This is a genomic window from Croceicoccus esteveae (genome assembly GCF_031846435.1).
Classification (GTDB): domain Bacteria; phylum Pseudomonadota; class Alphaproteobacteria; order Sphingomonadales; family Sphingomonadaceae; genus Croceicoccus; species Croceicoccus esteveae.
Genome location: NZ_JAVRHS010000001.1, coordinates 469,063 through 491,028, shown reverse-complemented (window position 1 = coordinate 491,028; position 21,966 = coordinate 469,063). Strand labels below are relative to the sequence as shown.

Here is a 21,966-nt window from a genome sequence, read left to right as displayed (position 1 = left end):
GGATCAAGGCTGGACTTGGTGACCGCCTTTACAGGCTGTCGGTGTAGGTGCGATAAGCATCTGCATCCATCAGGCCGTCGAGTTCACCCTTTTGCGACAGGCTGATCCTGAACAGCCAGCCATCTGTTTCGGCAGCGGTGTTGACCAGTTCAGGCGTGTCCTCAAGCGCGGAATTATGTTCCACCACCGTGCCCGAAACAGGCGTGAATACATCGCTGGCGGCCTTGACCGAATCGACCACTGACACCGCCGCGCCCTTGGTCAATGTATCGCCCGCTGCTGGCAATTCGACAAATGTGATGTCACCCAGCTGTTCCTGCGCATAGCCGGTAATGCCGACAGTGCCGGTGTCGCCGTTCACGGCAATCCACTCGTGTTCCCTGGTGTAATAGGTGGTCATCGGCTCGTCTCCTGCGTGCTGGGCTTGGGTGGAGTTTGTGTCTGGGGTTGAACCTTGCGATGGTAGCGATGCGGTACAAAGGGCATTTCCGCGACCGTTGCGGAAACCATCTTTCCGCGCAGTTCGACCGTAAGGGCCGTGCCGGGCAAGGCATGGCCAGCCTCGATCGTGGCCATCGCGGCAGGTGCGCCAACGCTGGGTGCAAAGCCGCCGCTGGTGACGGTGCCGATCCGCGCATCGCCTGCGTAAACAGCGGCGCCTTCGCGCGCGGCCATGCGCCCGTCGAGGAGCAGGCCGACACGCCGGGCGCTGGTGCCGTTTTCCAGCAGCGGCAGCACCGCGGCAGCACCGATGAATGCGCCTTCAGAGCGCCGGCGTCTGGAAATGGCAAAGCCCAACCCGGCGGTGACCGGATCGGTGCGCTCGTCCATGTCGTGACCGTACAGCGGCAACCCGGCCTCCATGCGCAGCGAATCGCGCGCGCCAAGGCCGATCGGCCGTACCGCGCCATCCGCCAGCAGCGCATCTGCAAAAGCTTCGGCACAATGAGCCGGCAGCGAGATTTCAAATCCGTCCTCGCCGGTATAACCCGTTCTGGAGATGCCGAGCATGTGCCCCTGCCATTTGGCCTGCGTCGCCTGCATGAACGCCAGATCTACGACCTGCGGCAAGAGTTTCAAAAGCACCGCTGCCGCTTTGGGACCCTGCAGCGCCAGAAGCGCATGTTCGTCAAGATGGGTAAGCGTCACAGTCTCAGGCAGGTTTTCATGCAGCCAGGCCATGTCATCCCATTTAGTTGCCCCATTTACCACCAGATAATAGCGCGGCTCGTCTGCGGTGCCGATATTCGTCACCATGAGATCATCGAGAATGCCGCCCGCTTCGTTCAGCAGAAGCGAGTAGCGCACACGACCTGCCCGCAGCGCCTGTATGTCTGACGGCAGCACAGCGTCAAGGGCGGCGGCCGCTTCTGCCCCGCTGACCAGAAGCTGGCCCATGTGGCTGACGTCGAACAGACCGGCATTTTCGCGAGTCCAGGCATGTTCGGCGAGGATACCTTGATACTGGATCGGCATGACATAGCCTGCAAATTCGACCATCCGAGCGCCATGGCGCCGATGCCATTGGTCGAGCGGCAGGAGGTTGGCAGCAGGCGCCTCGTCATCATCTGGCTGGTCAGTCATGGCTGCTCCTTGTTCCGTCACATGCAAAAGGCCACACAATCGCAAAACACGATCCTGACCCCCTCTGTCACGGAAACCTGAGAGCTTTCTTCCGCTTGCGGCAGAAGGTTACACCGTCGGTGGCCCTCGCCAGCATTGGCAAAGGCGCTTTCCAGAGTATCGCTATCGACCGGGGCGGTCCCTTGTGCCTGAGAGATTCCGGGGCGGTTGCTCCTTCGGCGGCCGAAACCCGCTGCCAAGGCGAATCATCGGCACTCTCCCGCTTGGTCAGCGACGCGCCGGTTGTTACGTCCGCATCCTGCAAAGTCAATCGCGGCTGCGCGGCTGATCCTGACGCCGCAGAGGCAGGCACGGCCATCTGTTACACGTTCACGAGTTCTTCGGGCGGCGGACCGAACAACGCGGTGTGGCAGCGGATTGCGTAAAGATCCGTCATGCCTGACAGGTAATCGGCAATTCGCCGGCTGCGACCCGGCTCGTGAGCAGGCAGCGCAGCCTGCCAATCAGGTGGAAGCAGCAGCGGATCCGCTTTGTAGGCACCAAACAGGCGGGTCAGCAGATCGTCGGCAAGCTGGGCTGTGCGCTCCTGCGAGGGATGAAAGTAGAGATTGGTGTGCAAGAAACGCTTCAGCCGGTGTTCGCGCGCCGCGCCTGCCGGTGAAAAGCCGACCAGCGCACCATCTGCGTGGCGGACATCGGCAAGAGTGCCGATCCCGGCGCAGGCGATCCGCCGACGCGTTTCGTCCAGCACGTCATTTACCATCCGCCCGATCTGCCCGCGCACAAGCTCGCGCTGCAACCGATCCTGCGGGGCGCCGGGGAAAACCTTTTGCAGGCGGAGCCAATCCTCTGCCAGGAAATCGAGCTCGAAAAGCTGCTCCAGCGTTAGAAAACCTGCGCGCAGTCCATCGTCTATGTCATGATTGTCGTAAGCTATGTCATCCGCAATGGCGGCAACCTGCGCCTCCAACGTCGGCCAGGTGGCAAGATCGAGCGGCCATGCAGCGTTCAATTCATCCAGCGCCCATGGCAGAGCTGTTCCGGGCGCGATCGGCCCGTTATGTTTGGCAAGCCCCTCCAGCACTTCCCAGCTCAGGTTGAGCCCGTCGTGGGTGCAATACGGGCTCTCCAGCCGCATGACCACGCGCAGGGTGTTGGCGTTGTGGTCGAAGCCGCCATGCGGTTCAAGCACCCTGTCAAGCGCGTGTTCGCCAGCATGGCCAAACGGCGGATGCCCGATGTCATGCGCCAGACACAAGGCTTCGGTCAGATCTTCATCAAGGCCGAGCGCGCGGGCGAGCACGCGACCGATCTGCGCAACCTCAAGGCTGTGGGTAAGCCGGGTACGAAAATGATCGCCATCGGGGGCGACGAACACCTGGGTTTTGTGACGCAAGCGGCGAAATGCGATGGAGTGGACGATGCGGTCGCGGTCGCGCTGATAGGGGCTGCGCGGGCCGCGCACGCCGCCTTGTGGCTCACCAAATTCACGTCCCCGACCAAGCGCGGGGTTGGCCGCATAGAGTGCGCGATTGCCTGATGCCGGGATGCAGGGTGTCTCCATCCCTGGCGGTGTGCCAGATCGTCGCTGCCAAGAATACCGGATCAAACAGGGAACCTGCGCCTTTGGCGCCGCTATTGCTGGTTGATACCAAGAATCCATTCCGCTGCGGCCGTGGCATGAATGTGCGCGCCATCGAATACCGGCAGGATATTGGCGTTCACATCCACGATCAGTTCGAGCTCGGTGCAGCCCAGCACCACGGCTTGTGCGCCAACGCGCGTCAGGCTGGCCATGATCGTCTTCAGCTCGCGTTCCGCAGATCGCGTGACCTTGCCCAGCATCAGTTCACCGTAGATGATCGCGTCGAGGCGCTCGATGATGCTTGTGTCCGGCGGCAGCAGCGTAACACCCTGCCCGATCAGCCGGTCGCGGTAGAAATCTTCGGTCATCACATTGGCAGACCCGATCAGGGCAGCACATTCGACTTTGGCATCCCTCATCCGCGCCGCCACACAATCGGCAATGTGGAACACGGGTATGGTTACTGCGTCAGTCACGGCAGCATGGATGCGGTGCATCGAATTGGCCGCAATGACGATCGCGCCTGCGCCTGCGCCCTCAAGCCGTCGAGCCGAGGCACTGAGGATTTCGGCGGCTCGTTGCCAGTGCTGCTCATCGTTGCCGATGCGGTACAGCGGACCAAAATCAAGGCTTTCGATCAGGATCGGCGCGCTGCGGTTGGTCCCGGCGTGCTTCTGCACGACGCGGTTGATGGTCTGATAATAGGATTGTGTCGACACCCAGCTCATGCCGCCGATCAGTCCGAGCTTGCGCAACGGTCGGTCATCTTCGGCTCTGGCAGCAGCTTGGGCAGATGGTTCTGCTTGGATACGGTTCACCTGCGCATCGAGGTCGTTAACAACAAGAGAAGATGCCGGTTGGCGGAAGCCATGCCTGCATCAATGCGCCAGCGCCTTGTTGATTTCCTCGACCATCTTCTTGGCATCGGACAGCAGCATCATGGTCTGATCCATGTAGAACACGTCATTGTCCACCCCGGCGTAACCGACACCACCCATGGATCGCTTGACAAAGAAAATTGTCTTTGCCTTTTCGACGTCGAAAACCGGCATGCCATAGATAGGACTGGTCTTGTCGGTGCGCGCGGCCGGATTTACCACATCATTGGCGCCAATGATGAACACCACGTCGGTCTGTGCAAATTCGCCGTTGATGTCCTCAAGCTCGAACACTTCATCGTAAGGCACATTCGCTTCGGCGAGCAGCACGTTCATATGACCAGGCATCCGGCCGGCAACCGGATGGATTGCGTACTTTACGGAAACGCCTGCTTCCTTCAGGATATCGCCCATCTCCCGCAAGACATGCTGTGCCTGCGCGACAGCCATGCCATAGCCGGGAACGATGATAACCTGATTGGCCTCCTTCATCAGGAACGCAGCATCCTCCGCGCTGCCGCGTTTCCACGGCCGGTCTGTTTTTGCTGCGGCATCGCCACTGCCGCCGCCGTCGCTGCCAAAACCGCCGGCAATAACGGAAATGAAGCTGCGGTTCATGGCCCGGCACATGATGTAGGAAAGGATTGCGCCCGATGCCCCGACCAGTGCGCCAGTGATTATCATGGCGGTGTTGTGCAGGGTAAAGCCCATCGCCGCCGCCGCCCAGCCTGAATAGCTGTTGAGCATTGAAACCACGACCGGCATGTCCGCTCCGCCGATCGGGATGATGAGCAGGAAGCCGATGATAAACGCAAGCACCGTGATGACGGCGATTACCCAGACCGATTGATCCACCGTGAAGTACAAAGTCAGCAGAATGATTGCGGCAAGCGTAGCCAGATTGATGACATGCCGCGCTGGCAGCATGATTGGCGCACCGCTCATCGTGCCTGCAAGTTTCAGGAATGCGATTACCGATCCTGAAAAGGTGATCGCGCCAATGGCAATGCCCAACCCCATTTCCGCCCGGCTGACGGGATCGATAACGCCTTCGGCCAGAATGTCGAACGCACCCGGGTTCAGATAGGCTGCCCATCCGACCAGAACTGCCGCCAGGCCGACCAGGCTGTGAAATCCCGCCACAAGCTGCGGCATGTCTGTCATCGCGATCTTGCGCGCAATAACGAAGCCGATGCTGCCGCCGATTGCGATTGCGATGATGATTTCCAGCAGGCTGGCAATGTCATGCGTGACCAGCGTGGTGACTACGGCAATGAGCATGCCGGCCATGCCGTAGCGGTTGCCCTTGCGCGACGTGGCGGGCGAAGACAGTCCGCGTAAGGCGAAGATGAAGCAGACGCCGGCCACAAGATAGGCAAGTGCAACCCACGGGTTCACCGCATGCGCTCCTGCGGCAGGGACTACCGCGTAATCATTGCCCAATACTGGTGGCGGCGCAAAAGCGACGCCTGCGAAAAATTGCGGGAAGGATACAGAACCGGCCAGGCCCATGGTGTTCAACCCCTGTCCTTCGGCGCCGGCGCGGCCGACCGTTCTTTTTTCTTGTACATGGCAAGCATGCGCTCGGTGACTGCAAAGCCGCCGAAGATATTGACGCTGGCCATGACGACCGCAATGAGCCCCAGCCATTTGGATACCACCGATCCTGCCTCTGCCGAAGCGATCAGCGCGCCCACGATAATGACCGAAGAAATGGCATTCGTGACTGCCATCAGCGGCGTGTGCAAAGCAGGGGTGACGGACCAGACGACATAATAGCCGACAAAACAGGCCATCACGAAAATCGACAGGATGGCGATGAAAGTCATGTGAGGTTCCCCTGCTCCAGCAGCCGCGGATGCACGATCCTGCCGCCTTGCGTCAGCCGTATCGCCGTGCCGATTTCGTCATCGAGCACCGGTTCGCCGGCCGCCTCATCCCAGAACGCGGACAGGAAGTTCAAAAAATTGCGCGCCAGCAAGGCAGAAGCGTCCGTTGCCAAATGCGCCGGCGTGTTGGCGTAACCGATGATCTTGACGCCATGACGCTCCACCAACCGGTCAGGCTGGGAGCCTTCCACATTGCCGCCTTGGGCAACCGCCAGATCGAAAATGACACTGCCGTTCTTCATCGTTGCAATCTGCGCGTCGGTCACCAGGCGAGGCGCCGCCCGACCCGGGATCAGTGCAGTGGTAATGACGATGTCCTGCTTTGCGATATGGCTGGAAACAAGCTCTGCCTGCGCGAGCCTGTATTCCTCGCCCATTTCAGTCGCGTAACCGCCGCTGCCCTCACCTTCGATGCCTGCGACGCTATCCACGAAAATCGGCTTGGCGCCCAGCGACTGGATCTGCTCGCGCGTTGCCGAGCGCACGTCGGTGGCGGATACCTGCGCCCCGAGCCGCTTTGCAGTCGCGATGGCCTGCAGACCCGCCACGCCTACGCCCATTATGAAAACACGCGCTGCAGTGATCGTGCCTGCCGCAGTCATCATCATGGGAAAGGCGCGGCCGAAATTGTCAGCACAGGCCAGCACCGCCTTGTAGCCCGCCAGATTGGACTGGCTGGACAACACGTCCATGGACTGCGCGCGCGTGATGCGCGGCATCAGCTCCATCGCCAAGCCTTCAAGGCCGGCCGCTGCATAATCATTGATGAGATCGCGTCTTCCGAAAGGATCGAAAATGGCGGCGATGCGCGCGCCGGGTGCCGCACCTTGCAGCAGTTCCAACGCCGGCGCCTGCACACCAAGCACCACATTGGCCCCTTGCATGATGGCCGCCAGGTCGCCGACCTGCGCCCCTGCATCAGCAAAATCTGTATCGGTGATGGAAGCTGTGTCGCCGGCACCTGTTTCAACCCGGACATGCGCCCCAAGCTTGATCAGCTTGCGCACTGTTTCCGGCGTTGCAGCAACGCGGGATTCACCCGCCGCACGTTCCTTCACGATCGCGATTGTCGTCGCCACAGCCGGCTGTACCCCTTTAAACCGTTCGGGCTCGCAAGCCACAGGTTACGTCATTCATTTCAACGACCCGACGAACGGTATTGAACCCGGCTGCTCAACTGATGATGAGTACCACGATTGCCACGATCACCGCTATAGCCACCGCACTCCATTTGGCAATGGTGATGAACCCGGCGTATGTCCCCTTGGCACTTTGCAGATTGTCGCGTCTTGCCATCACCTTGTCTTCCTTGGCCGATTGTCCACCACCGTCATGATGGCACTGATGTCACACAATTGCGGCTTCCCTTGAAGGCCTGCCGGCTTTTCGGGTTGCTTATACAGCCCGCTGCACCGGCACAAGCCTTCACGCATTGGGCTTTACAGGTCCGGTGCAAAAGTCGCTCGCACATGTCGGACAAAAGATTTAGGATGTTGGGCGCAGTCTAAAGGTGTTGTTCACAAACCCGCACTAGCTAGATGGTGAAGTGAACAAAAGCAGTCCCAGGGCTGCGCCAAACGGGTGGTCAGGGCTGCCCGCAGGGGGAAATGTGGAACAGGAAAGCCGGCTTCTTTTACTGGTCGACGATGATCCCGCGCAGATCCGTATGGTCTCATCCATTGCGTCGCGCGCGACATGGCGAGTGATGCACGTTGGGGATGGTGATGCGGCGCTGTCCCTGCTCAGGCAGCCGGACGCTCCCCATTTTGACGCGCTGCTTCTCGACAGCTGGATAGCCGGCGAGGATTCCTGCCAGCTGATCGGGCAGATCCATGCTCTCCTTCCTGAACTCGCAGTGCTGCTCCTGACCGCGTCATCCTCGCCACTGCTGGCGGTGCAGGCGATGCGCGCAGGGGCGGCGGATTATCTGATCAAGCCATTAGCGGCCGAACGGCTGTTGTATGCACTGGAAAGCTCCAGTTCGCGCGAAGCGGACGGAGGCACGCTGCTGCCTCTGTCCGAAAAGCTCGACAGCCCACCCGATTTCGACATGATGATCGGCTCTGCACCGAATTTCAGATCGGCGCTGGCCCGGGCTGCCAAGACGGCGCGTGGTCATGGTCTGGCCCTGATCAGCGGAGAGATCGGCACAGGCAAGGAGGTGCTGGCCCGGGCCATGCATTCCGCCAGCCCCCGCGCGCGTGAGCCGCTGCACATCATGCATGCGGCAGGCATGGCACCTGGCCATCTTGAATCCGCGCTTTACGGACACGAACGCGGCGCCTTTGCCGGAGCTTTCGACCGTCGTGTAGGCGCTCTTGAGAAAGCCGACGGGGCAACCTTGCTCATCGACGATATCGAGCATCTGCCGCTGGCGCTCCAGGCGCGACTGGTGCAGACCATTGAACGAGGCGAGATAAAGCCGGTTGGGGCCCAGCATGGTTTTCGCGTCGACGTGCGCATCATCTGCACCTCCTCGGCTCCGTGCGGCGAATTGCAGGAAGCTGGTGTGCTCGATCCCCGGCTGTGCGGTCTGTTCGACCCCGCTGAAATCCTGCTTCCACCGTTGCGCGCGCGACAAGGCGATATCTACTCCCTGTCGCGACACTTCCTGCGGTTGATCGGCAAGCAACCCGGCCTGCGCACCTTGAGCATCACGGATGAAGCGCTTGCCCTGCTCAACGGCTACAGCTGGCCGGGTAACCTTCGACAATTGCAGGCAGTGCTGTTTCGTGCGGCAATCTTTTGCGACACCGATGCCTTGTCACCTGCGGACTTCCCGCAGTTGCTCAACATTGTCGGCGCCGACCTTGTGCCCAGCGCGCCAGCGGCTGGTGGCGTTACCCTCTTCAGCGCAGATGGCAACATCCGGCGGCTGGAAGATATCGAAGCCGATGTGATCCGGCTTGCGATCGGGCATTATCGCGGCCGCATGAGCGAAGTCGCCCGCCGGCTGGATATCGGACGATCAACGCTCTACCGCAAGCTGGTTGAGCTGGGAATCGACAACGCGGCCTGACTGTGTGCTCGCCCCTTGATCGGCAACCACCGGCTTTACCCGTTCTGGCCACCGCGGCGAAGCGCCCCTTCTTCAGGCCAAATCCTCAGGGATCTGACTGAAATCGGTAAGTGCCGCATCCTTCAAGCCGCGCCATATGTCGGCAGCCTGACGGGTTTCGGCGACATCATGGACACGGAGCAAGGGCACGCCTGCGTCCATGATCTTTCCTGCAATTGCCACAGATCCGCCAAGGCGCCGGTCTGCCGGTGCCTCCTTTGAAAGCGCGCCGATCATGCGTTTGCGGCTTGCCCCCACCAGCAGCGGCTGCCCCAACGCATGAAACAGCGGCAGAGCGTTGATGAGCGCAAGATTTTCGGCAAGCGATTTGCCAAAACCAATGCCTGGATCAAGAATGATGCGGTCGCGCGCAATTCCCGCCGCAATGGCCCGGTCGCGCCGTTCGGCCAGCCAGTCAAACACGTCAAGCACAACATTGCTCGAACCTGCTCCGGCGTGCAAATCGCTGCCACTGCCGGATGCATGCATCAGCACCACCGTCACGTCTGCATCGGCAATGATTTGCGTGGCTCGCGGGTCAAAGCGGAGCGCGGAAACATCGTTGATGATGCGCGCGCCAGCGGCAATCGCTGCTGCCATGACGGTGGCGTTGCGGGTGTCGACCGACAGCGCCGCGCCTGTCGCCGCCAAGCCTTTAATGACGGGCAGGACCCGGGCCTGCTCCTCTTCCTCATACACCGGGGCAGCGCCGGGTCTGGTTGATTCGCCACCGATATCGATGATTGCTGCGCCCGCCTCGAGCATGCGTACACCGGCAGCGACTGCCTGATCGGGCGCGCCAGCATATGCATTGCCGTCCGAAAAGCTATCCGGCGTGACATTGAGAATCCCCATCATCTGAGGTTGATCGAGAGGGATAATGCGCCTGTCCCGGTTGAACAGCGGCAGCACAAGCGGCGGCTGGGATCGGCGCAGATTGGCCCATTGCTCCTCTCCTGCCGCGGCAAGCGCATCAGGCAGCTTGCCCAGCGCGCGCGTCATTCCGACGCTGTCTGTCATGTGCCAATCAATGACGCGACCATCATCGTCGCGCCTGATCAATGCGAACCGGCAGGCATACACCATGGAGCCGCCCAGCCGTACCGCTTCTTGCGTAACACCAACGAGCTGCGGCGCATCGACAAATGCTACCGGTCGGATATAGACCCGTTCCACCGACCGGGTCACTCCTCGTTGGCGAGAAGGTAGAGCTGGCGCGCCGTGTCGATGGGCTTCAGCCCCTCCTCATGCATGACATGCCAGAAAGTCCAGCCGTTGCAGGACGGAGCATTCTGCAGCTGCGCGCCAACTGCATGGATCGAGCCTGTCGCACCGGCAGCGTCAAGCGATCCGTCGGCACGTACAAAGGCGCTGAAACGCCGCTTCTTGTCCACCAGCATCGTGCCTGCCGCAATGTATCCCGCTTCAACCAGCATCCCGAACGGCACCCGCGGCGCCTGTCTTTTGGACTGCATCGTCTTTATTGCTCGTTCATCGAGCGGAAGCGCGCTTCTTATCCGCTCCATCGCCGCGTCGCGATATCGGGCTTCCTGTTCGCAGCCGATCCACTCGCGGCCCAGCCTTTTTGCAACCGCGCCGGTGGTGCCGGTACCAAAGAAGGGATCGAGCACAACATCGCCGGGCCGTGTCGTTGCCAGCATGATCCGATAAAGCAATGCTTCGGGTTTTTGAGTCGGGTGAACCTTGACACCGTCATGTTTCAGCCGCTCCTGTCCCGAACAGATCGGCAACAGCCAGTCAGATCGCATCTGCAGTTCATCGTTCAGCGTCTTCATGGCGCGATAATTGAACGTGTATTTGGCCTTCTCATCAAAGGCCGCCCAGATCAGCGTTTCATGCGCATTGGTGAACCGTGTACCCTTGAAATTGGGCATTGGATTGGATTTGCGCCACACGATGTCGTTCATGATCCAGAACCCAGCATCCTGAATCGCCGTGCCGACGCGGAAGATGTTATGATAACTGCCGATGACCCACAAAGAGCCGGCAGGCTTCAGGATCCGGCGTGCCTGCGCCAGCCAGTTGCGCGTAAACAGATCATAAGCGGCAAAGCTTGCAAACTGATCCCAATCGTCGGTAACGGCATCGACCGTGCTGCCGTCCGGCCGCAGCAGATTGCCGCCGAGCTGCAGATTATAGGGCGGATCGGCAAACACCATATCAATGCTGTCGTCGGGAATGGCGGCCATGGCGGCAATGCAGTCCCCGGCAAGGATCGTGCCAAGAGGCAGCTTGGCGGCAGGCGAAACGTCGCAAGATGACGCAGCGTGCGACTGTCCTGCCGCAGGTGAAGTTTTGGTGCGGATCTTCAAAACTGTGGCCATGATATCCCGTTTCTGCCTGTGGATAACCCGTTTGAGTCCGCGCGGACTCCGCGTCAAGGGTCATGCGCAAGACGCGCCAGCGCACACACCTGCAAGTCCCCAGCCTCTCCTGGTGCGAAACGATGATCAGACACCGCAGCAGGTGGCGGGAGCGCCGCAGCACCTCAATATCTGGTGGTGTGCCCTTGTGGACTCGCCCGGTTCAAAACATGTCAAGCTGGGCAACAGGGGCAAAGCTGCGCCTGTGCAGCGGGGTCGGTCCATGCTTGCGCAGCGCGGCCAGATGCTCCTTGGTGCCATACCCCACGTTCCGCTCCCAGCCATAGTGCGGATAGCGCAGCGCTGCCTCCCGCATCAGCCGGTCGCGATGTTCCTTCGCGACGATGGATGCAGCCGAAATGCAAGGCTGCGTCGCATCCCCGCGCACAATCGCCCGGGCTGGCCAGCGCCATCTGTGGCAGCGGCCTGCCGGCGTCAAATTGCCGTCGATCAGCACGTCCATGGATTTGCAAAGCCGCTGCTTGCAAACGGCTTCTACCGCCATGGACATGGCGAGCATGGTCGCGCCCAATATGTTGAGAGTGTCGATCTGCGCTGCATCCACCACGCCGATGCCCCAGACGCAGCGGTGACGGATCGCTTCATCCAGTGCGGCGCGAACCGGGCGGGACAGCGTCTTGGAATCGCCCAGCCCGGCAGGCCGGGGCTTACATAGCACCACCGCTGCTGCCACGACCGGACCTGCAAGCGGCCCACGACCCGCTTCATCAACGCCGACAATCATGGTATCGGTTTGCGGCACAAGCGTCATATTCGGAAAAGTTGCCAATTCATGATCAGATCTGCCTTGCATCGTCCAGCCCTGCTCCTTGTCCTGCCTCTCTTGCTTGGCGGGACATCTGTGGCAAGCTGCAGTTCGCCTTCGCGTCCTGTTATCGATGACGAAATGCGCATGGGTGCAGGCGAACAGCAGTTTACAGGCTTCGCTCGCGAGAACATGGGCACGTTCGACGAGCCCTGGGCGATGGCATTCGAGCCGGGCACCGGCAATCTGTTCATTACCGAACGCGAGGGCGCCATTCGCATCCGCCAGCCCGACGGCACGATCAGCAGTGTTTCAGGAGTGCCGGCGGTGGACTATGGCGGTCAGGGCGGGCTCGGTGATCTGGTATTCGCGCCCGACTATCTGCAAAGCGGTGCCGTTTACCTGAGCTGGGCAGAGGCAGGTCCTGCCGACACCCGCGGAGCCGTCGTGGGTCGTGCCATCCTGAAATGCGAAGAGGACCGCGCAAGCGGCTGCCGCCTCGATGACCTCAAGGTCATCTGGCGGCAGGAGCCAAAGGTGACAGGACGCGCGCATTACTCCCATCGCATCGCGTTCTCGCCAGATGGAAATTACCTATTCATCACCAGCGGCGAACGCCAGAAAAAGACGCCGGCGCAGGACCTCTCCAACACGCTGGGAACAATCGTGCGTCTGCTGCCCGATGGCACCCCCGCGCCCGGCAATCCGTTCGCCGGACGAGGCGGACCCGCGGCGCAGATCTGGTCATACGGTCATCGCAACATGCTGGGCATCGGTTTTGACCCGGCTGGCCAGTTATGGACGCTGGAGCACGGCCCCAAAGGCGGGGATGAGCTTAATCTGGTGGAACGCGGTGCCAATTACGGCTGGCCGATCGTGTCGAACGGCATTGACTATGATGGTGGCAACATCCCCGACCATTCGACCCGACCCGAATTCAATGCGCCCGATATTTCCTGGGATCCGGTGATCGCACCGGGCAACTTCATCTTTTACACCGGCACTATGTTTCCCGCGCTCGACGGACAGGCGATCATCGCCGGGCTGAAAACGCAGAACATCGTCACGGTGGGCTTTGACAGCGGAACCCCGGTTGAGCTTTCGCGTGAGCCAATGGGCGCGCGGATCAGAGAGGTTGCGCAGGCTGCAGACGGGGCCATCTGGGCTGTGGAAGATGGCAAAGGCGCGAAACTGTGGCGATTGACCCCAAAACGCTGAGCAAATCTGTCCGGCTTCAAGCACAAGACAGATCAGGAGACATGAAAGCGGATCGACAGCGCCGCACGCAAAGCCTATCGGCGCGCGCAGCATGGCATCCATAATTCCTCTTTCCAATGTCGAGACGGGCATGATCGAAGATCTGCTCGATCTCGCGTTTGATCCGCAACGGCAGCGCCGCACCGCTTATCTCGTGCGTGAGGGGATGGATTGGTTGCCTGCGCTGTCCTTCGCCGCGCTTGACGACGAGGAAATGCTGACCGGCACCATTCAGTGCTGGCCGGTCGGCCTCACGGATCCTGCAGGGCGCGTCCATCCGCTGGTCATGGTCGGGCCGGTGGCGGTCGTGCCCGGTGCGCAGAATACAGGGTTTGGCAGGATGCTGATGCTCACCGCTCTAAAGGCGTTGTCCGAAACATCGGGAGCACGCGGGCCACTGCCGCAGGTGCTGGTGGGTGACCCTGCCTATTATGGCAGGTTCTTCGGTTTTGTCGCCGATCATACCGCTGGCTGGCGGCTGCCCGGCCCCTATGACCCGGCACGCTTGCTGTGCCGCACGGCCAATCCTTTGGTGCTTCCCACCCATGGCATGCTCGGTCCGTGGACCAGGGCGGTGCCGTCTGTGCAATAGCGTGACATCGGCCAAGGCAATTGCAACATGCCTCTTGGCGATCGGGTGCCGGGGTGCCAGATAGATGATGTGCCGTACACTCCCTCCCCCGATCTTGCCGCCATGCGTCTTGAGGATATCAGCGCCGCTGTTGCTGCCCGCAGACTTGCGCCTCTGGAACAATGGAACCCTGTTGAAACAGGTACGAGCAATATGCGCATCGCGCGCGACGGGCGCTGGTGGCACGAGGGCGGCATCATCCATCGGCCAGCGATGGTGCGCAGCTTTTCAGCATTGCTGCGCCTTGATGAGGACGGCTTCTGGCTCGTAATGCCACACCAGAAACTTTCCATAATCGTTGAGGATGCCCCGTTCATTGCTACTGACGTCGTCGCTCTTGACGAAGCCGGTGAACAGGTGCTCGCCTTTCGCACCAACACAGACGAACTGGTCATCGCCGATGCCGCGCATCCGATCACGGCGCACGGCGATCCTGATACGCCGGCGCTTTATGTGCTGGTACGCGACAGGCTCGAAGCGCGGCTCGACCGGTCCACCTATACACAGCTTGCCACCATGGCGATGGACAATGGCAGCGATCCGCTTGCGATTGTCAGCAGGGGCGTAACCTTTTCGCTGCTGCCCGGGACCTGATCTCCACATGAACGACATTCACGGCCGGCTTATCGCGATGCACCGGCGTGGGCACACGCGCGCCATTACCGACCTGCGGGATGAAGCAGATTTCATGCCGGACCGGCCAGCACGGGCCGCTGCCGTGCTGATCGCTGTCACACAGCGCCAGGACGAGCCTGGCATCCTTCTGATCGAGCGGCCAAGTGCGATGCGCACTCATCCCGGGCAGGTGGCATTTCCCGGCGGAGCTATCGACAGCGGCGAAACTCCCGTCCAGGCAGCCTTGCGCGAGGCACAGGAGGAAATTGCCCTGCCAATAAGCCAGGTGCACGTCATCGGCGAAACGGACCGGTACCGCACCGGCAGCGGCTTTGCCATCACACCGGTGCTGGCGACGGTGCCGCCTGACCTTGCGCTTCGCTCCAACCCTGCAGAGGTGGATGAATGGTTCGAAGTACCCTTGTCCTTCGTCTTCGATCCGGCCAACCATGTCTCGCGCAGCGCCATGCATCAAGGTCGCGCGCGCCAGTTCATCGAAATTCACTGGCAGGGCCACCGCATCTGGGGCGTAACGGCAGCCATCATCCAGAACCTGTCGAAACGGCTGGGCTGGGACGAGCAGCCTCGGTGAAGCTGCCGCCACTCGACTGGACCCGGCGGGACGGGCTGGCAGCACTGGTCGCAGCACTGGGCGCGGCCGACTGCCGTTATGTTGGCGGCTGCGTGCGCGACGCGCTGGCAGGAACGGCCGCGCGCGACATCGACATTGCCACCCGCCATCTTCCGGAAGAGGTAATGCTTCGGTTGCAAAGTGCCGGCATCCGGACAATCCCCACCGGCATTGAACATGGCACGATCACAGCGCTGCTCACAGACGGTCCGGTCGAAGTGACCACGCTGCGCCGCGATGTGGTGACAGATGGACGCCATGCAGTCGTTGCTTTCACCTGCGACTGGCAGGAAGATGCCGCAAGGCGCGACTTTACCATCAACGCGCTTTACGCCGACCCGGCGACGCACGAGATTACCGACTACTTCGGCGGTCTTGATGACCTTGCTGCCCACAAGGTCAGGTTCATCGGCGATGCGCATGCGCGGATTGCGGAAGATCATCTGCGGATCCTGCGCTTCTTCCGCTTCCAGGCTCGATTCGGTTCCGAACCTGCCGACGCAGAGGCGCTGGCGGCCTGCAGCCAGGGCGCGCCCATGCTGATGGCGTTGTCGCGCGAACGGGTGGGAGCCGAGCTGACAAGCCTGCTCGGGCTTGCCGATCCGGTCGCGACCGTGCGCCTCATGTCAGCGTGCGGCGTATTGCCGACAATCCTTCCCTCAGCAGGCCCGACGCAGCTCGACACGCTGGTTGTTCTGGTCGCCGGCGAACGCGATGCCGATGTGGCACCTGACGCCATGCGGCGTCTGGTCGCGCTGTTACCCGACGAACGGCAGGCTGCACTGCAGGCCGCTTCGCGTCTGCGCCTCTCGAATGCACAGAAAAAGCGGATTGCCTGCGCAGTGGAGGCCGGCGACGTGGATGGCAGCCATCCGCGTGCGCTTGCCTATCGTCTGGGCATGCAATGTGCGGTCGATCGCCTGTTGCTTTGTGGCAAGTCCATCGCGCCGCTGCGCAACTGGCAGGCACCGCGACTGCCGGTTGGCGGACGCGACCTGATGGCGCTTGGAGTTGACTCCGGTCCGCAAATCGCCCGCATCCTGAAGACGGTCGAGCAGTGCTGGATCGAAGAAGGTTTTCCCGACGAAGCCAGAACCCGCGAAATACTCGCTGCGCAGCTTGGCAGCGGAGTGGCATAGTTGCCTGACATGGCAGCCTTGGCGTTACAACCAGCGGGCACAGCCAGGCAGTACAGATAGTCACCACACCGAAAGCTGCGTCATGCTATGATGGCTGCCATGGATCTGTCCTTCATCCCCTTTGAGCGCCTCCCGTTTGGCGCCGTCCTTGCCGCGCAGCCGCTGCTTGCGCTGGCGCTTCTTGCGATTGCACTGTCCATCATCGGCGGCGTTGTGGGGCGCATTGCCCCTGCGCCGGGAGCGGCGATGCGGATGATGGGCAGCCTCGGACTTGCCGGTGTGCTTGTGCTTACCATCGTCGATGTGGCGCGGCTCAATCCCGAACTCGACCTGGCCCTGCCGCAGCTCGGCCTCCCGAAACAGATTGTGGAGGGCGACGAGACCAGGGTGCCGCTGGGAAGGGACGGGCATTACTGGCTTGAGGCGACGGTGAACGGTCACCCGGAACGGTTCCTCGTCGATACCGGTGCGTCGCTCACAGCGATCGCGCCTGAAACCGCGCTGGCGGGCGGCATTGCCAAAGCGTCGCTGCGCGGCACGATCGCGCTGCGCACTGCCAATGGCGCTGCTCCTGCACAGCTGGCGTCAATCGGCGAATTGCGGGCCGGCAACATCGTTGCGCGTGACCTTGACGCTGTCGTTGCGCCATCGATGCAGGGCATGAACGTGATCGGCATGAACTTCCTGTCGCGGCTGGACAGCTGGCGGGTGGAGGATGGCGTGCTGATCCTCGTGCCGCATCATCCGCAGCCGGCAGCCACAGGCTGACGCATCAAACTTCCGGCTCGTCATGCAGAAAGGATTTGCATGATTGCACAAGCAGGACTATCTGCCCGGCCATGACAGCGCGGGTTCGTCCCGCGGCATCGGATGCCAGCGTGAACGCTGCCACTTCAAAAGGCAGATGTCCGCACCCGATTTACGGTTCATACCGCAAAGCTTCCCATTCACGCTAGGGTCGCCTGAAAGACCCCCGCGCAATCTGCGCGCCTTCCGCCATGCGGAACGCGGCCGTGCGCCTGTACAAGAGATCAATTCATGTCCTATTTTTCCGAACTCGGCCTGCCTGAACCCATCCTGCGCGCACTTGCCGCCAAGGGTTACGAAGAGCCCACCCCGATCCAGCGGCAGGCAATCCCCGCATTGATGGAAGGGCGCGACCTTCTGGGCATCGCCCAGACCGGCACCGGCAAAACCGCGGCCTTTGCGCTCCCTTCGCTCCACCGGCTCGCGCAGAGCGGCAACAAACGCAAGCCGGCGTCGTGCCGCATGCTGGTGCTGTCGCCGACCCGTGAACTTGCGGCGCAGATCGCCGACAACATGGCCTATTATGCCAAGCATTTGTCGCTCGACATTCAATGCATCTTCGGCGGCGTGCCGGTGCCCAAGCAGGCGCGCAAGCTGGTGGGCGGCACAGATGTGCTCGTCGCGACGCCGGGCCGCCTGCTCGATCTTATCGATCAGCGTGCGCTGACCTTGCGCGATGTGGAAATCTTCGTGCTCGACGAAGCGGATCAGATGATGGATCTGGGCTTCATCAAGCCTCTGACCCGCGTTGCCGCAATGTTGCCTGAAAAGCGGCAGAGCCTGTTCTTTTCGGCAACCATGCCGTCCGCCATTCAACAGCTCGGCAAACGCTTCATCAAGGATCCGGTGAAGGTGGAGATCGCGCCGCAGGCGACCACGGCGGAACGCGTCGAGCAATATGTCACCTTTGTCAACCAGGCGGAAAAGCAGGCGTTGCTGACCCTGTCGCTGAAGGCCGGGCTGGACGACGGCAAGATCGAACGCTGCCTCGTGTTCACCCGCACCAAGCATGGCGCCGACAAGGTTGTGCGCCATCTGGCCGCCGCCGGGATCAACGCCGCCGCCATCCATGGCAACAAGAGCCAGGCACAACGGACCCGCGCGCTCGACGGATTTCGCGAGGGGCGCGTGCCGGTGCTGGTCGCGACCGACATCGCCGCACGCGGCATCGACGTGACCGGAGTGAGCCATGTGTTCAATTTCGAGATCCCCAATGTCGCCGAACAATATGTCCACCGCATCGGCCGCACTGCGCGCGCGGGCGCCGACGGCATCGCGATCAGCTATGTCGCGCCCGATGAAAAACCCTATTTGCGCGACATCGAACGGCTCACCCGCGTGAAGCTGGACCCGGTGCCGCTGCCCTCCGACTTCGTCATGCAGGCGCAGACCCTGCCCAAGCCATCGCGCCAGCCCGCAGGAGCCGAACGGGCACCGCAAGGCGAACGGCGCGGTTCCGGCAGCGGACGTGGGCGCGGCGCAGGTGGACGCAGCGCAGGCGGAGACAATCGGAGTCGCTCACGCCCGCAGTCTGGCGGCGAACGCCGGACCGATGGCGACAGCGGAAATGCCAACCGCAGGTCACGGCCCCGCGGTCCGCGTCCGGGCGGGTCGGACAAGGGTGCCGCCCGCGCCTGAGCCTGTCCTTCAGAAAAGCCATGATGACAGGGGTCGTGCCGGACAGGCGCGGCCCCTGTTTTCGTGCGAGGGGGCAGCCGATACCGGATGATCGGAAGGGGCCGTCAGAACCGATTGTCGCGCGGGAACCCATTGGGCGGCAGCCTGCCGGCAGCACCGCGGGCAACTTTCCACTGCCACATGTCCTTTTCAGTGCGCGTGCGGCCGGTTTCGCCGCCCATGGCCCAGCTCAGCCCGTCCTCCAGCTTCAGCGTGATCGCGTCGGACAAGCCACCATCACGGTAACGCTGCAATTGCACGCCCGCGCCACGCGCCATTACCGGCAGTTCCTCAAGACTGAATACGATCAGCTTGCGATTGTCGCCAACGGCAGCGACGTGGTCATGTTCTGCAGGGATCCGCCGGGCGATAAGCAACTGCGATCCTTCCTTCACATTCACCACCTGCCGGCCCTTGCGGGTTTCGGCAAGCAGATCGCCCATCTGTGCCGCAAAGCCGCGGCCACTGTCGGTAACCAGGAGGACCTGTTCACCTGCCTTGTACAGCATTGCCCCGACGATCTGCGCCGATGAATCGATGTCGACCATGGACCGCACCGGCTCGCCGAAACCGCGCCCCCCCGGCAGTTTGTCGCAGCCGATGGTATAGACCCGGCCGTTGTCACAGGCGAGCAGCAGCTTGTCGGTGGTCTGCCCGTGCAAGGCGTAGGCAGCGCCATCACCTTCCTTGAACTTGAAATCGCCGTCCAGTTCGGCATGACCGCGCAGACCTCTGATCCAGCCACGCTGCGACAGGATGATGGTCACCGGTTCTTTTTCGATCATCGCATCGAGGTTGAACTCCACTGTGGGTTCTGCCTCGGCAATGGTCGTGCGGCGCGCGCCAAGCGCTGTTGTTTCGGCATAATCCTTGCGCAATGCAACAAGATCGCGCTTCATCCGGGTGCGTTGCCGCGCCGGATTGTCGAGCAATTTTAGCAGTTCTGCCTGCTCCGCCATCAGCGTGTCGCGTTCGCGACGCAGCTCCATTTCCTCCAGCTTGCGCAAGGAACGCAGCCGCATGTTGAGGATCGCTTCGGCCTGCCGGTCGGTGAGCAGGAACTCCGCCATCAACACAGGTTTTGGCTCATCCTGAGAACGAATGATTTCGATCACCCGGTCAAGGTTGAGGAAGGCGATGATGTAGCCTTCGACCAGTTCCAGCCGGGCAGCGATCCTGTCCAGCCGATGCTGGCTGCGACGCAACAGGATATCGGTCTGCGCCGCGATCCAGTTGGCCAGCACTTCGCGCAGACCCATGACGATGGGGGTGCGTGTCGCGTCAAGGACATTCAGATTGAGCGAGAACCGGCTTTCCAGATCGGTGAGCCGGTAAAGCCCTTCCTTCAGCAGTTCAGGGTCCACCTTGCGGCTCTTGGGCACGACAACGATCCGGATCGTCTCATCGCTTTCGTCGCGCACATCTTCCAGGATGGGCAGCTTGCGATCGGCGATGAGGTCGGCGATCTGCTCAATGAGCTTGCCCTTGTGCACCTGATACGGAATTTCGGAGATGACCAGCTGCCATTGTCCACCGCTCAGCCGCTCGATCCCGGTATCCCGGTCCTCCGCCCGCTGCGCTTCTGCTGCGTGGAAGCGCCCCCGCATGCGAAAGCTGCCCCGGCCTCTGGCGTAGGCTTGCGATATCGATGCGGCGCTGTCCACGACAAGTCCGCCGGTCGGGAAATCGGGCCCGGTAAACACCTGCATCAGCTGATCATGGCTCGCCTGCGGATCATCGATCATCAGCAAGGTGGCGTCTATGATTTCAGCCACGTTGTGACTTGGTATTGATGTTGCCATGCCGACTGCGATGCCGCTGGCGCCATTGGCAAGCAGATTGGGGAACAGGCCGGGGAAGATGTCGGGCTCCTCTTCCTCCCCATTATAGGTGGCGATGAAATCGACAGTGCCTTCTTCCAGCCCGGCCATGAGCTGGCTGGCAGTCTTTGTCAGCCGTGCTTCTGTATATCGGTAGGCTGCGGCATTATCACCGTCGATATTGCCGAAATTGCCCTGCCCCTCGACCAGCGGGTAGCGCAGCGCAAAATCCTGCGCCAAACGCACCATGGCGTCATAGACGCTGGTGTCGCCATGCGGGTGATATTTGCCGATCACGTCGCCCACCACGCGTGCCGATTTCTTGAAGGCCTGCCCCGGGTCGAGCCGCAACTGCCGCATCGCCCAAAGCAGCCGGCGATGCACCGGCTTCAGCCCGTCGCGCAGATCTGGCAGTGATCGTGCCGTTATCGTGGACAGCGCATAAACGAGGTAGCGTTCCGATAGCGCGGCATCGAAAGGGGCGTCGATCAGCTTGTCGAAGGGATCGGGTTCGTTCTTGTCGGTCTTTTTGATTGCCATCGTGCCAACCGCTCTAGCAGCACGGCGGAGCGTGGCAAACGGCGGAACGTATCCCATCCCCGGTCCGTTGGCGGGGAAAGACCCCATTTGCACTCACAGGAGAATTTGCATGGCAAAAGTGCTGATCATGGCCACCGACGGCTTTGAACAATCCGAACTGATCAAGCCGAAAGCGGCGCTCGAGGACGCAGGCTTCACCACCGACGTTGCCAGCCCGGACAGCGGCACGATCAAGGGTTGGGATCAGGGAAACTGGGGCAAGGAAGTCCAGGTGGACAGGACCTTGAGCGAAGTCGAGGTGAGCGATTACGACGCGCTTGTGCTGCCGGGCGGACAGATCAACCCTGACAAACTGCGGATGGAGGAAAAAGCCGTCGCTATCGTAAGGGAGTTTGTCCAGGCAGGAAAGACCGTTGCGGCGATCTGCCATGGACCCTGGCTGCTGGTCGAAGCCGATGTGGTAAAAGGCAAGACGGTGACCAGCTGGCCGTCAATTCGCACGGATCTGAAGAACGCAGGAGCAAAGGTCGTCGATCAGGAAGTCGCGACCGACGGGCAGTTCATCACCAGCCGCAAGCCTGACGATATCCCTGCCTTCAACGCTGCCATCATCAAGTCGTTGCAAGATTAACCTGTGGCTGGTCGGGCGGGCGCATGCAGGTTGCGGCGTCCGTCCTTCACGCCTGATCGGACCTTCGTGATCAG

Annotated in this window: 21 protein-coding genes and 2 riboswitches; of the genes, 9 read left to right on the top strand and 12 right to left on the bottom strand. The window is 61.5% G+C overall.

The window, feature by feature from the left end:
• Window positions 1–28: 28 nt before the first annotated feature.
• The 8 genes from gcvH to RM533_RS02310 form a co-directional block, all read right to left on the bottom strand.
• Window positions 29–400, bottom strand: a complete 372-nt coding sequence (gene gcvH, locus RM533_RS02345; protein ID WP_311339571.1) for a glycine cleavage system protein GcvH — start codon at window positions 398–400, stop codon at window positions 29–31.
• Entirely contained in the window at window positions 397–1,584 is a 1,188-nt protein-coding gene (gcvT, locus tag RM533_RS02340) for a glycine cleavage system aminomethyltransferase GcvT (protein WP_311339570.1), read from the bottom strand. The genes gcvH and gcvT overlap by 4 nt, the downstream gene beginning before the upstream one ends.
• 54 nt (window positions 1,585–1,638) lie before the next feature.
• Window positions 1,639–1,749, bottom strand: a riboswitch (glycine riboswitch).
• Window positions 1,750–1,856: riboswitch (glycine riboswitch) on the bottom strand.
• An 89-nt stretch (window positions 1,857–1,945) separates the two neighbouring features.
• The gene (locus tag RM533_RS02335) at window positions 1,946–3,148 is read right to left on the bottom strand and encodes a deoxyguanosinetriphosphate triphosphohydrolase (RefSeq protein ID WP_311339569.1); all 1,203 of its coding nucleotides are present in this window, start codon (window positions 3,146–3,148) and stop codon (window positions 1,946–1,948) included.
• Window positions 3,149–3,219: 71 nt separating this feature from the next.
• The gene (locus tag RM533_RS02330; RefSeq protein WP_311339568.1) at window positions 3,220–3,987 is read right to left on the bottom strand and encodes an aspartate/glutamate racemase family protein; all 768 of its coding nucleotides are present in this window, start codon (window positions 3,985–3,987) and stop codon (window positions 3,220–3,222) included.
• A 60-nt stretch (window positions 3,988–4,047) separates the two neighbouring features.
• Entirely contained in the window at window positions 4,048–5,559 is a 1,512-nt protein-coding gene (locus tag RM533_RS02325) for an NAD(P)(+) transhydrogenase (Re/Si-specific) subunit beta (protein WP_311339700.1), read from the bottom strand.
• Between the two features lie 5 nt (window positions 5,560–5,564).
• Window positions 5,565–5,876: an NAD(P) transhydrogenase subunit alpha part 2 gene (locus tag RM533_RS02320; RefSeq protein ID WP_311339567.1), complete on the bottom strand. Its 312-nt coding sequence runs from the start codon at window positions 5,874–5,876 to the stop codon at window positions 5,565–5,567.
• A complete protein-coding gene (locus RM533_RS02315) occupies window positions 5,873–7,015 on the bottom strand; it encodes an NAD(P) transhydrogenase subunit alpha (RefSeq protein WP_311339566.1) in 1,143 nt (380 codons plus the stop codon). The genes RM533_RS02320 and RM533_RS02315 overlap by 4 nt, the downstream gene beginning before the upstream one ends.
• 94 nt (window positions 7,016–7,109) lie before the next feature.
• Window positions 7,110–7,232 (bottom strand): aa3-type cytochrome c oxidase subunit IV, encoded by a 123-nt coding sequence (locus RM533_RS02310; protein WP_311339565.1) that lies wholly within the window; start codon window positions 7,230–7,232, stop codon window positions 7,110–7,112.
• 313 nt (window positions 7,233–7,545) lie between these two features.
• Between RM533_RS02310 and RM533_RS02305 the strand changes: the two genes are divergently transcribed.
• A complete protein-coding gene (locus RM533_RS02305) occupies window positions 7,546–8,955 on the top strand; it encodes a sigma-54-dependent transcriptional regulator (protein WP_311339564.1) in 1,410 nt (469 codons plus the stop codon).
• Between the two features lie 72 nt (window positions 8,956–9,027).
• Here the strand turns inward: RM533_RS02305 and folP are convergent, their stop codons facing one another.
• From folP to rnhB, 3 genes are all read right to left on the bottom strand, one after another.
• Entirely contained in the window at window positions 9,028–10,170 is a 1,143-nt protein-coding gene (gene folP, locus RM533_RS02300; protein ID WP_311339563.1) for a dihydropteroate synthase, read from the bottom strand.
• Between the two features lie 8 nt (window positions 10,171–10,178).
• On the bottom strand, window positions 10,179–11,339 hold the full coding sequence (locus RM533_RS02295; RefSeq protein ID WP_311339562.1) for a site-specific DNA-methyltransferase: 1,161 nt from the start codon (window positions 11,337–11,339) through the stop codon (window positions 10,179–10,181).
• 202 nt (window positions 11,340–11,541) lie between these two features.
• Window positions 11,542–12,150: a ribonuclease HII gene (gene rnhB / locus RM533_RS02290; RefSeq protein ID WP_311339561.1), complete on the bottom strand. Its 609-nt coding sequence runs from the start codon at window positions 12,148–12,150 to the stop codon at window positions 11,542–11,544.
• 21 nt (window positions 12,151–12,171) lie between these two features.
• Here rnhB and RM533_RS02285 point away from each other — a divergent pair, with 21 nt between their 5' ends.
• The 7 genes from RM533_RS02285 (at window position 12,172) to RM533_RS02255 (ending at window position 18,862) form a co-directional block, all read left to right on the top strand.
• A complete protein-coding gene (locus tag RM533_RS02285; protein WP_311339560.1) occupies window positions 12,172–13,362 on the top strand; it encodes a PQQ-dependent sugar dehydrogenase in 1,191 nt (396 codons plus the stop codon).
• Between the two features lie 91 nt (window positions 13,363–13,453).
• Entirely contained in the window at window positions 13,454–13,993 is a 540-nt protein-coding gene (locus RM533_RS02280) for a GNAT family N-acetyltransferase (protein WP_311339559.1), read from the top strand.
• 69 nt (window positions 13,994–14,062) lie between these two features.
• Complete coding sequence (locus RM533_RS02275; protein ID WP_432265012.1) at window positions 14,063–14,626, top strand: DUF1285 domain-containing protein; 564 nt, start codon at window positions 14,063–14,065, stop codon at window positions 14,624–14,626.
• 7 nt (window positions 14,627–14,633) lie between these two features.
• The gene (locus tag RM533_RS02270; RefSeq protein ID WP_311339557.1) at window positions 14,634–15,239 is read left to right on the top strand and encodes a CoA pyrophosphatase; all 606 of its coding nucleotides are present in this window, start codon (window positions 14,634–14,636) and stop codon (window positions 15,237–15,239) included.
• Window positions 15,236–16,417, top strand: coding sequence for a CCA tRNA nucleotidyltransferase (locus RM533_RS02265; protein ID WP_432265005.1), 1,182 nt, complete (start codon window positions 15,236–15,238; stop codon window positions 16,415–16,417). The genes RM533_RS02270 and RM533_RS02265 overlap by 4 nt, the downstream gene beginning before the upstream one ends.
• A 99-nt stretch (window positions 16,418–16,516) precedes the next feature.
• A complete protein-coding gene (locus RM533_RS02260; RefSeq protein ID WP_311339556.1) occupies window positions 16,517–17,185 on the top strand; it encodes a retropepsin-like aspartic protease family protein in 669 nt (222 codons plus the stop codon).
• A gap of 270 nt (window positions 17,186–17,455) precedes the next feature.
• The gene (locus tag RM533_RS02255; protein WP_311339555.1) at window positions 17,456–18,862 is read left to right on the top strand and encodes a DEAD/DEAH box helicase; all 1,407 of its coding nucleotides are present in this window, start codon (window positions 17,456–17,458) and stop codon (window positions 18,860–18,862) included.
• Window positions 18,863–18,966: 104 nt separating this feature from the next.
• Here RM533_RS02255 and parC read toward each other — a convergent pair whose 3' ends face one another.
• The gene (gene parC / locus RM533_RS02250; RefSeq protein WP_311339554.1) at window positions 18,967–21,261 is read right to left on the bottom strand and encodes a DNA topoisomerase IV subunit A; all 2,295 of its coding nucleotides are present in this window, start codon (window positions 21,259–21,261) and stop codon (window positions 18,967–18,969) included.
• 109 nt (window positions 21,262–21,370) lie between these two features.
• On the opposite strand from parC, the gene RM533_RS02245 reads away from it, so the two are divergent.
• A complete protein-coding gene (locus RM533_RS02245) occupies window positions 21,371–21,892 on the top strand; it encodes a type 1 glutamine amidotransferase domain-containing protein (protein ID WP_311339553.1) in 522 nt (173 codons plus the stop codon).
• Window positions 21,893–21,966 lie beyond the last annotated feature (74 nt).

Bases quoted from the DNA above. Each gene is read 5' to 3' on its own strand.
- gcvH (WP_311339571.1), bottom strand. From the start codon at position 400: ATGACCACCTATTACACCAGGGAACACGAGTGGATTGCCGTGAACGGC.
- gcvT (WP_311339570.1), bottom strand. From the start codon at position 1,584: ATGACTGACCAGCCAGATGATGACGAGGCGCCTGCTGCCAACCTCCTG.
- RM533_RS02335 (WP_311339569.1), bottom strand. From the start codon at position 3,148: ATGGAGACACCCTGCATCCCGGCATCAGGCAATCGCGCACTCTATGCG.
- RM533_RS02325 (WP_311339700.1), bottom strand. From the start codon at position 5,559: ATGGGCCTGGCCGGTTCTGTATCCTTCCCGCAATTTTTCGCAGGCGTC.
- RM533_RS02320 (WP_311339567.1), bottom strand. From the start codon at position 5,876: ATGACTTTCATCGCCATCCTGTCGATTTTCGTGATGGCCTGTTTTGTC.
- RM533_RS02310 (WP_311339565.1), bottom strand. From the start codon at position 7,232: ATGGCAAGACGCGACAATCTGCAAAGTGCCAAGGGGACATACGCCGGG.
- RM533_RS02295 (WP_311339562.1), bottom strand. From the start codon at position 11,339: ATGGCCACAGTTTTGAAGATCCGCACCAAAACTTCACCTGCGGCAGGA.
- rnhB (WP_311339561.1), bottom strand. From the start codon at position 12,150: ATGACGCTTGTGCCGCAAACCGATACCATGATTGTCGGCGTTGATGAA.
- RM533_RS02285 (WP_311339560.1), top strand. From the start codon at position 12,172: ATGATCAGATCTGCCTTGCATCGTCCAGCCCTGCTCCTTGTCCTGCCT.
- RM533_RS02280 (WP_311339559.1), top strand. From the start codon at position 13,454: ATGGCATCCATAATTCCTCTTTCCAATGTCGAGACGGGCATGATCGAA.
- RM533_RS02270 (WP_311339557.1), top strand. From the start codon at position 14,634: ATGAACGACATTCACGGCCGGCTTATCGCGATGCACCGGCGTGGGCAC.
- RM533_RS02260 (WP_311339556.1), top strand. From the start codon at position 16,517: ATGGATCTGTCCTTCATCCCCTTTGAGCGCCTCCCGTTTGGCGCCGTC.
- RM533_RS02255 (WP_311339555.1), top strand. From the start codon at position 17,456: ATGTCCTATTTTTCCGAACTCGGCCTGCCTGAACCCATCCTGCGCGCA.
- parC (WP_311339554.1), bottom strand. From the start codon at position 21,261: ATGGCAATCAAAAAGACCGACAAGAACGAACCCGATCCCTTCGACAAG.
- RM533_RS02245 (WP_311339553.1), top strand. From the start codon at position 21,371: ATGGCAAAAGTGCTGATCATGGCCACCGACGGCTTTGAACAATCCGAA.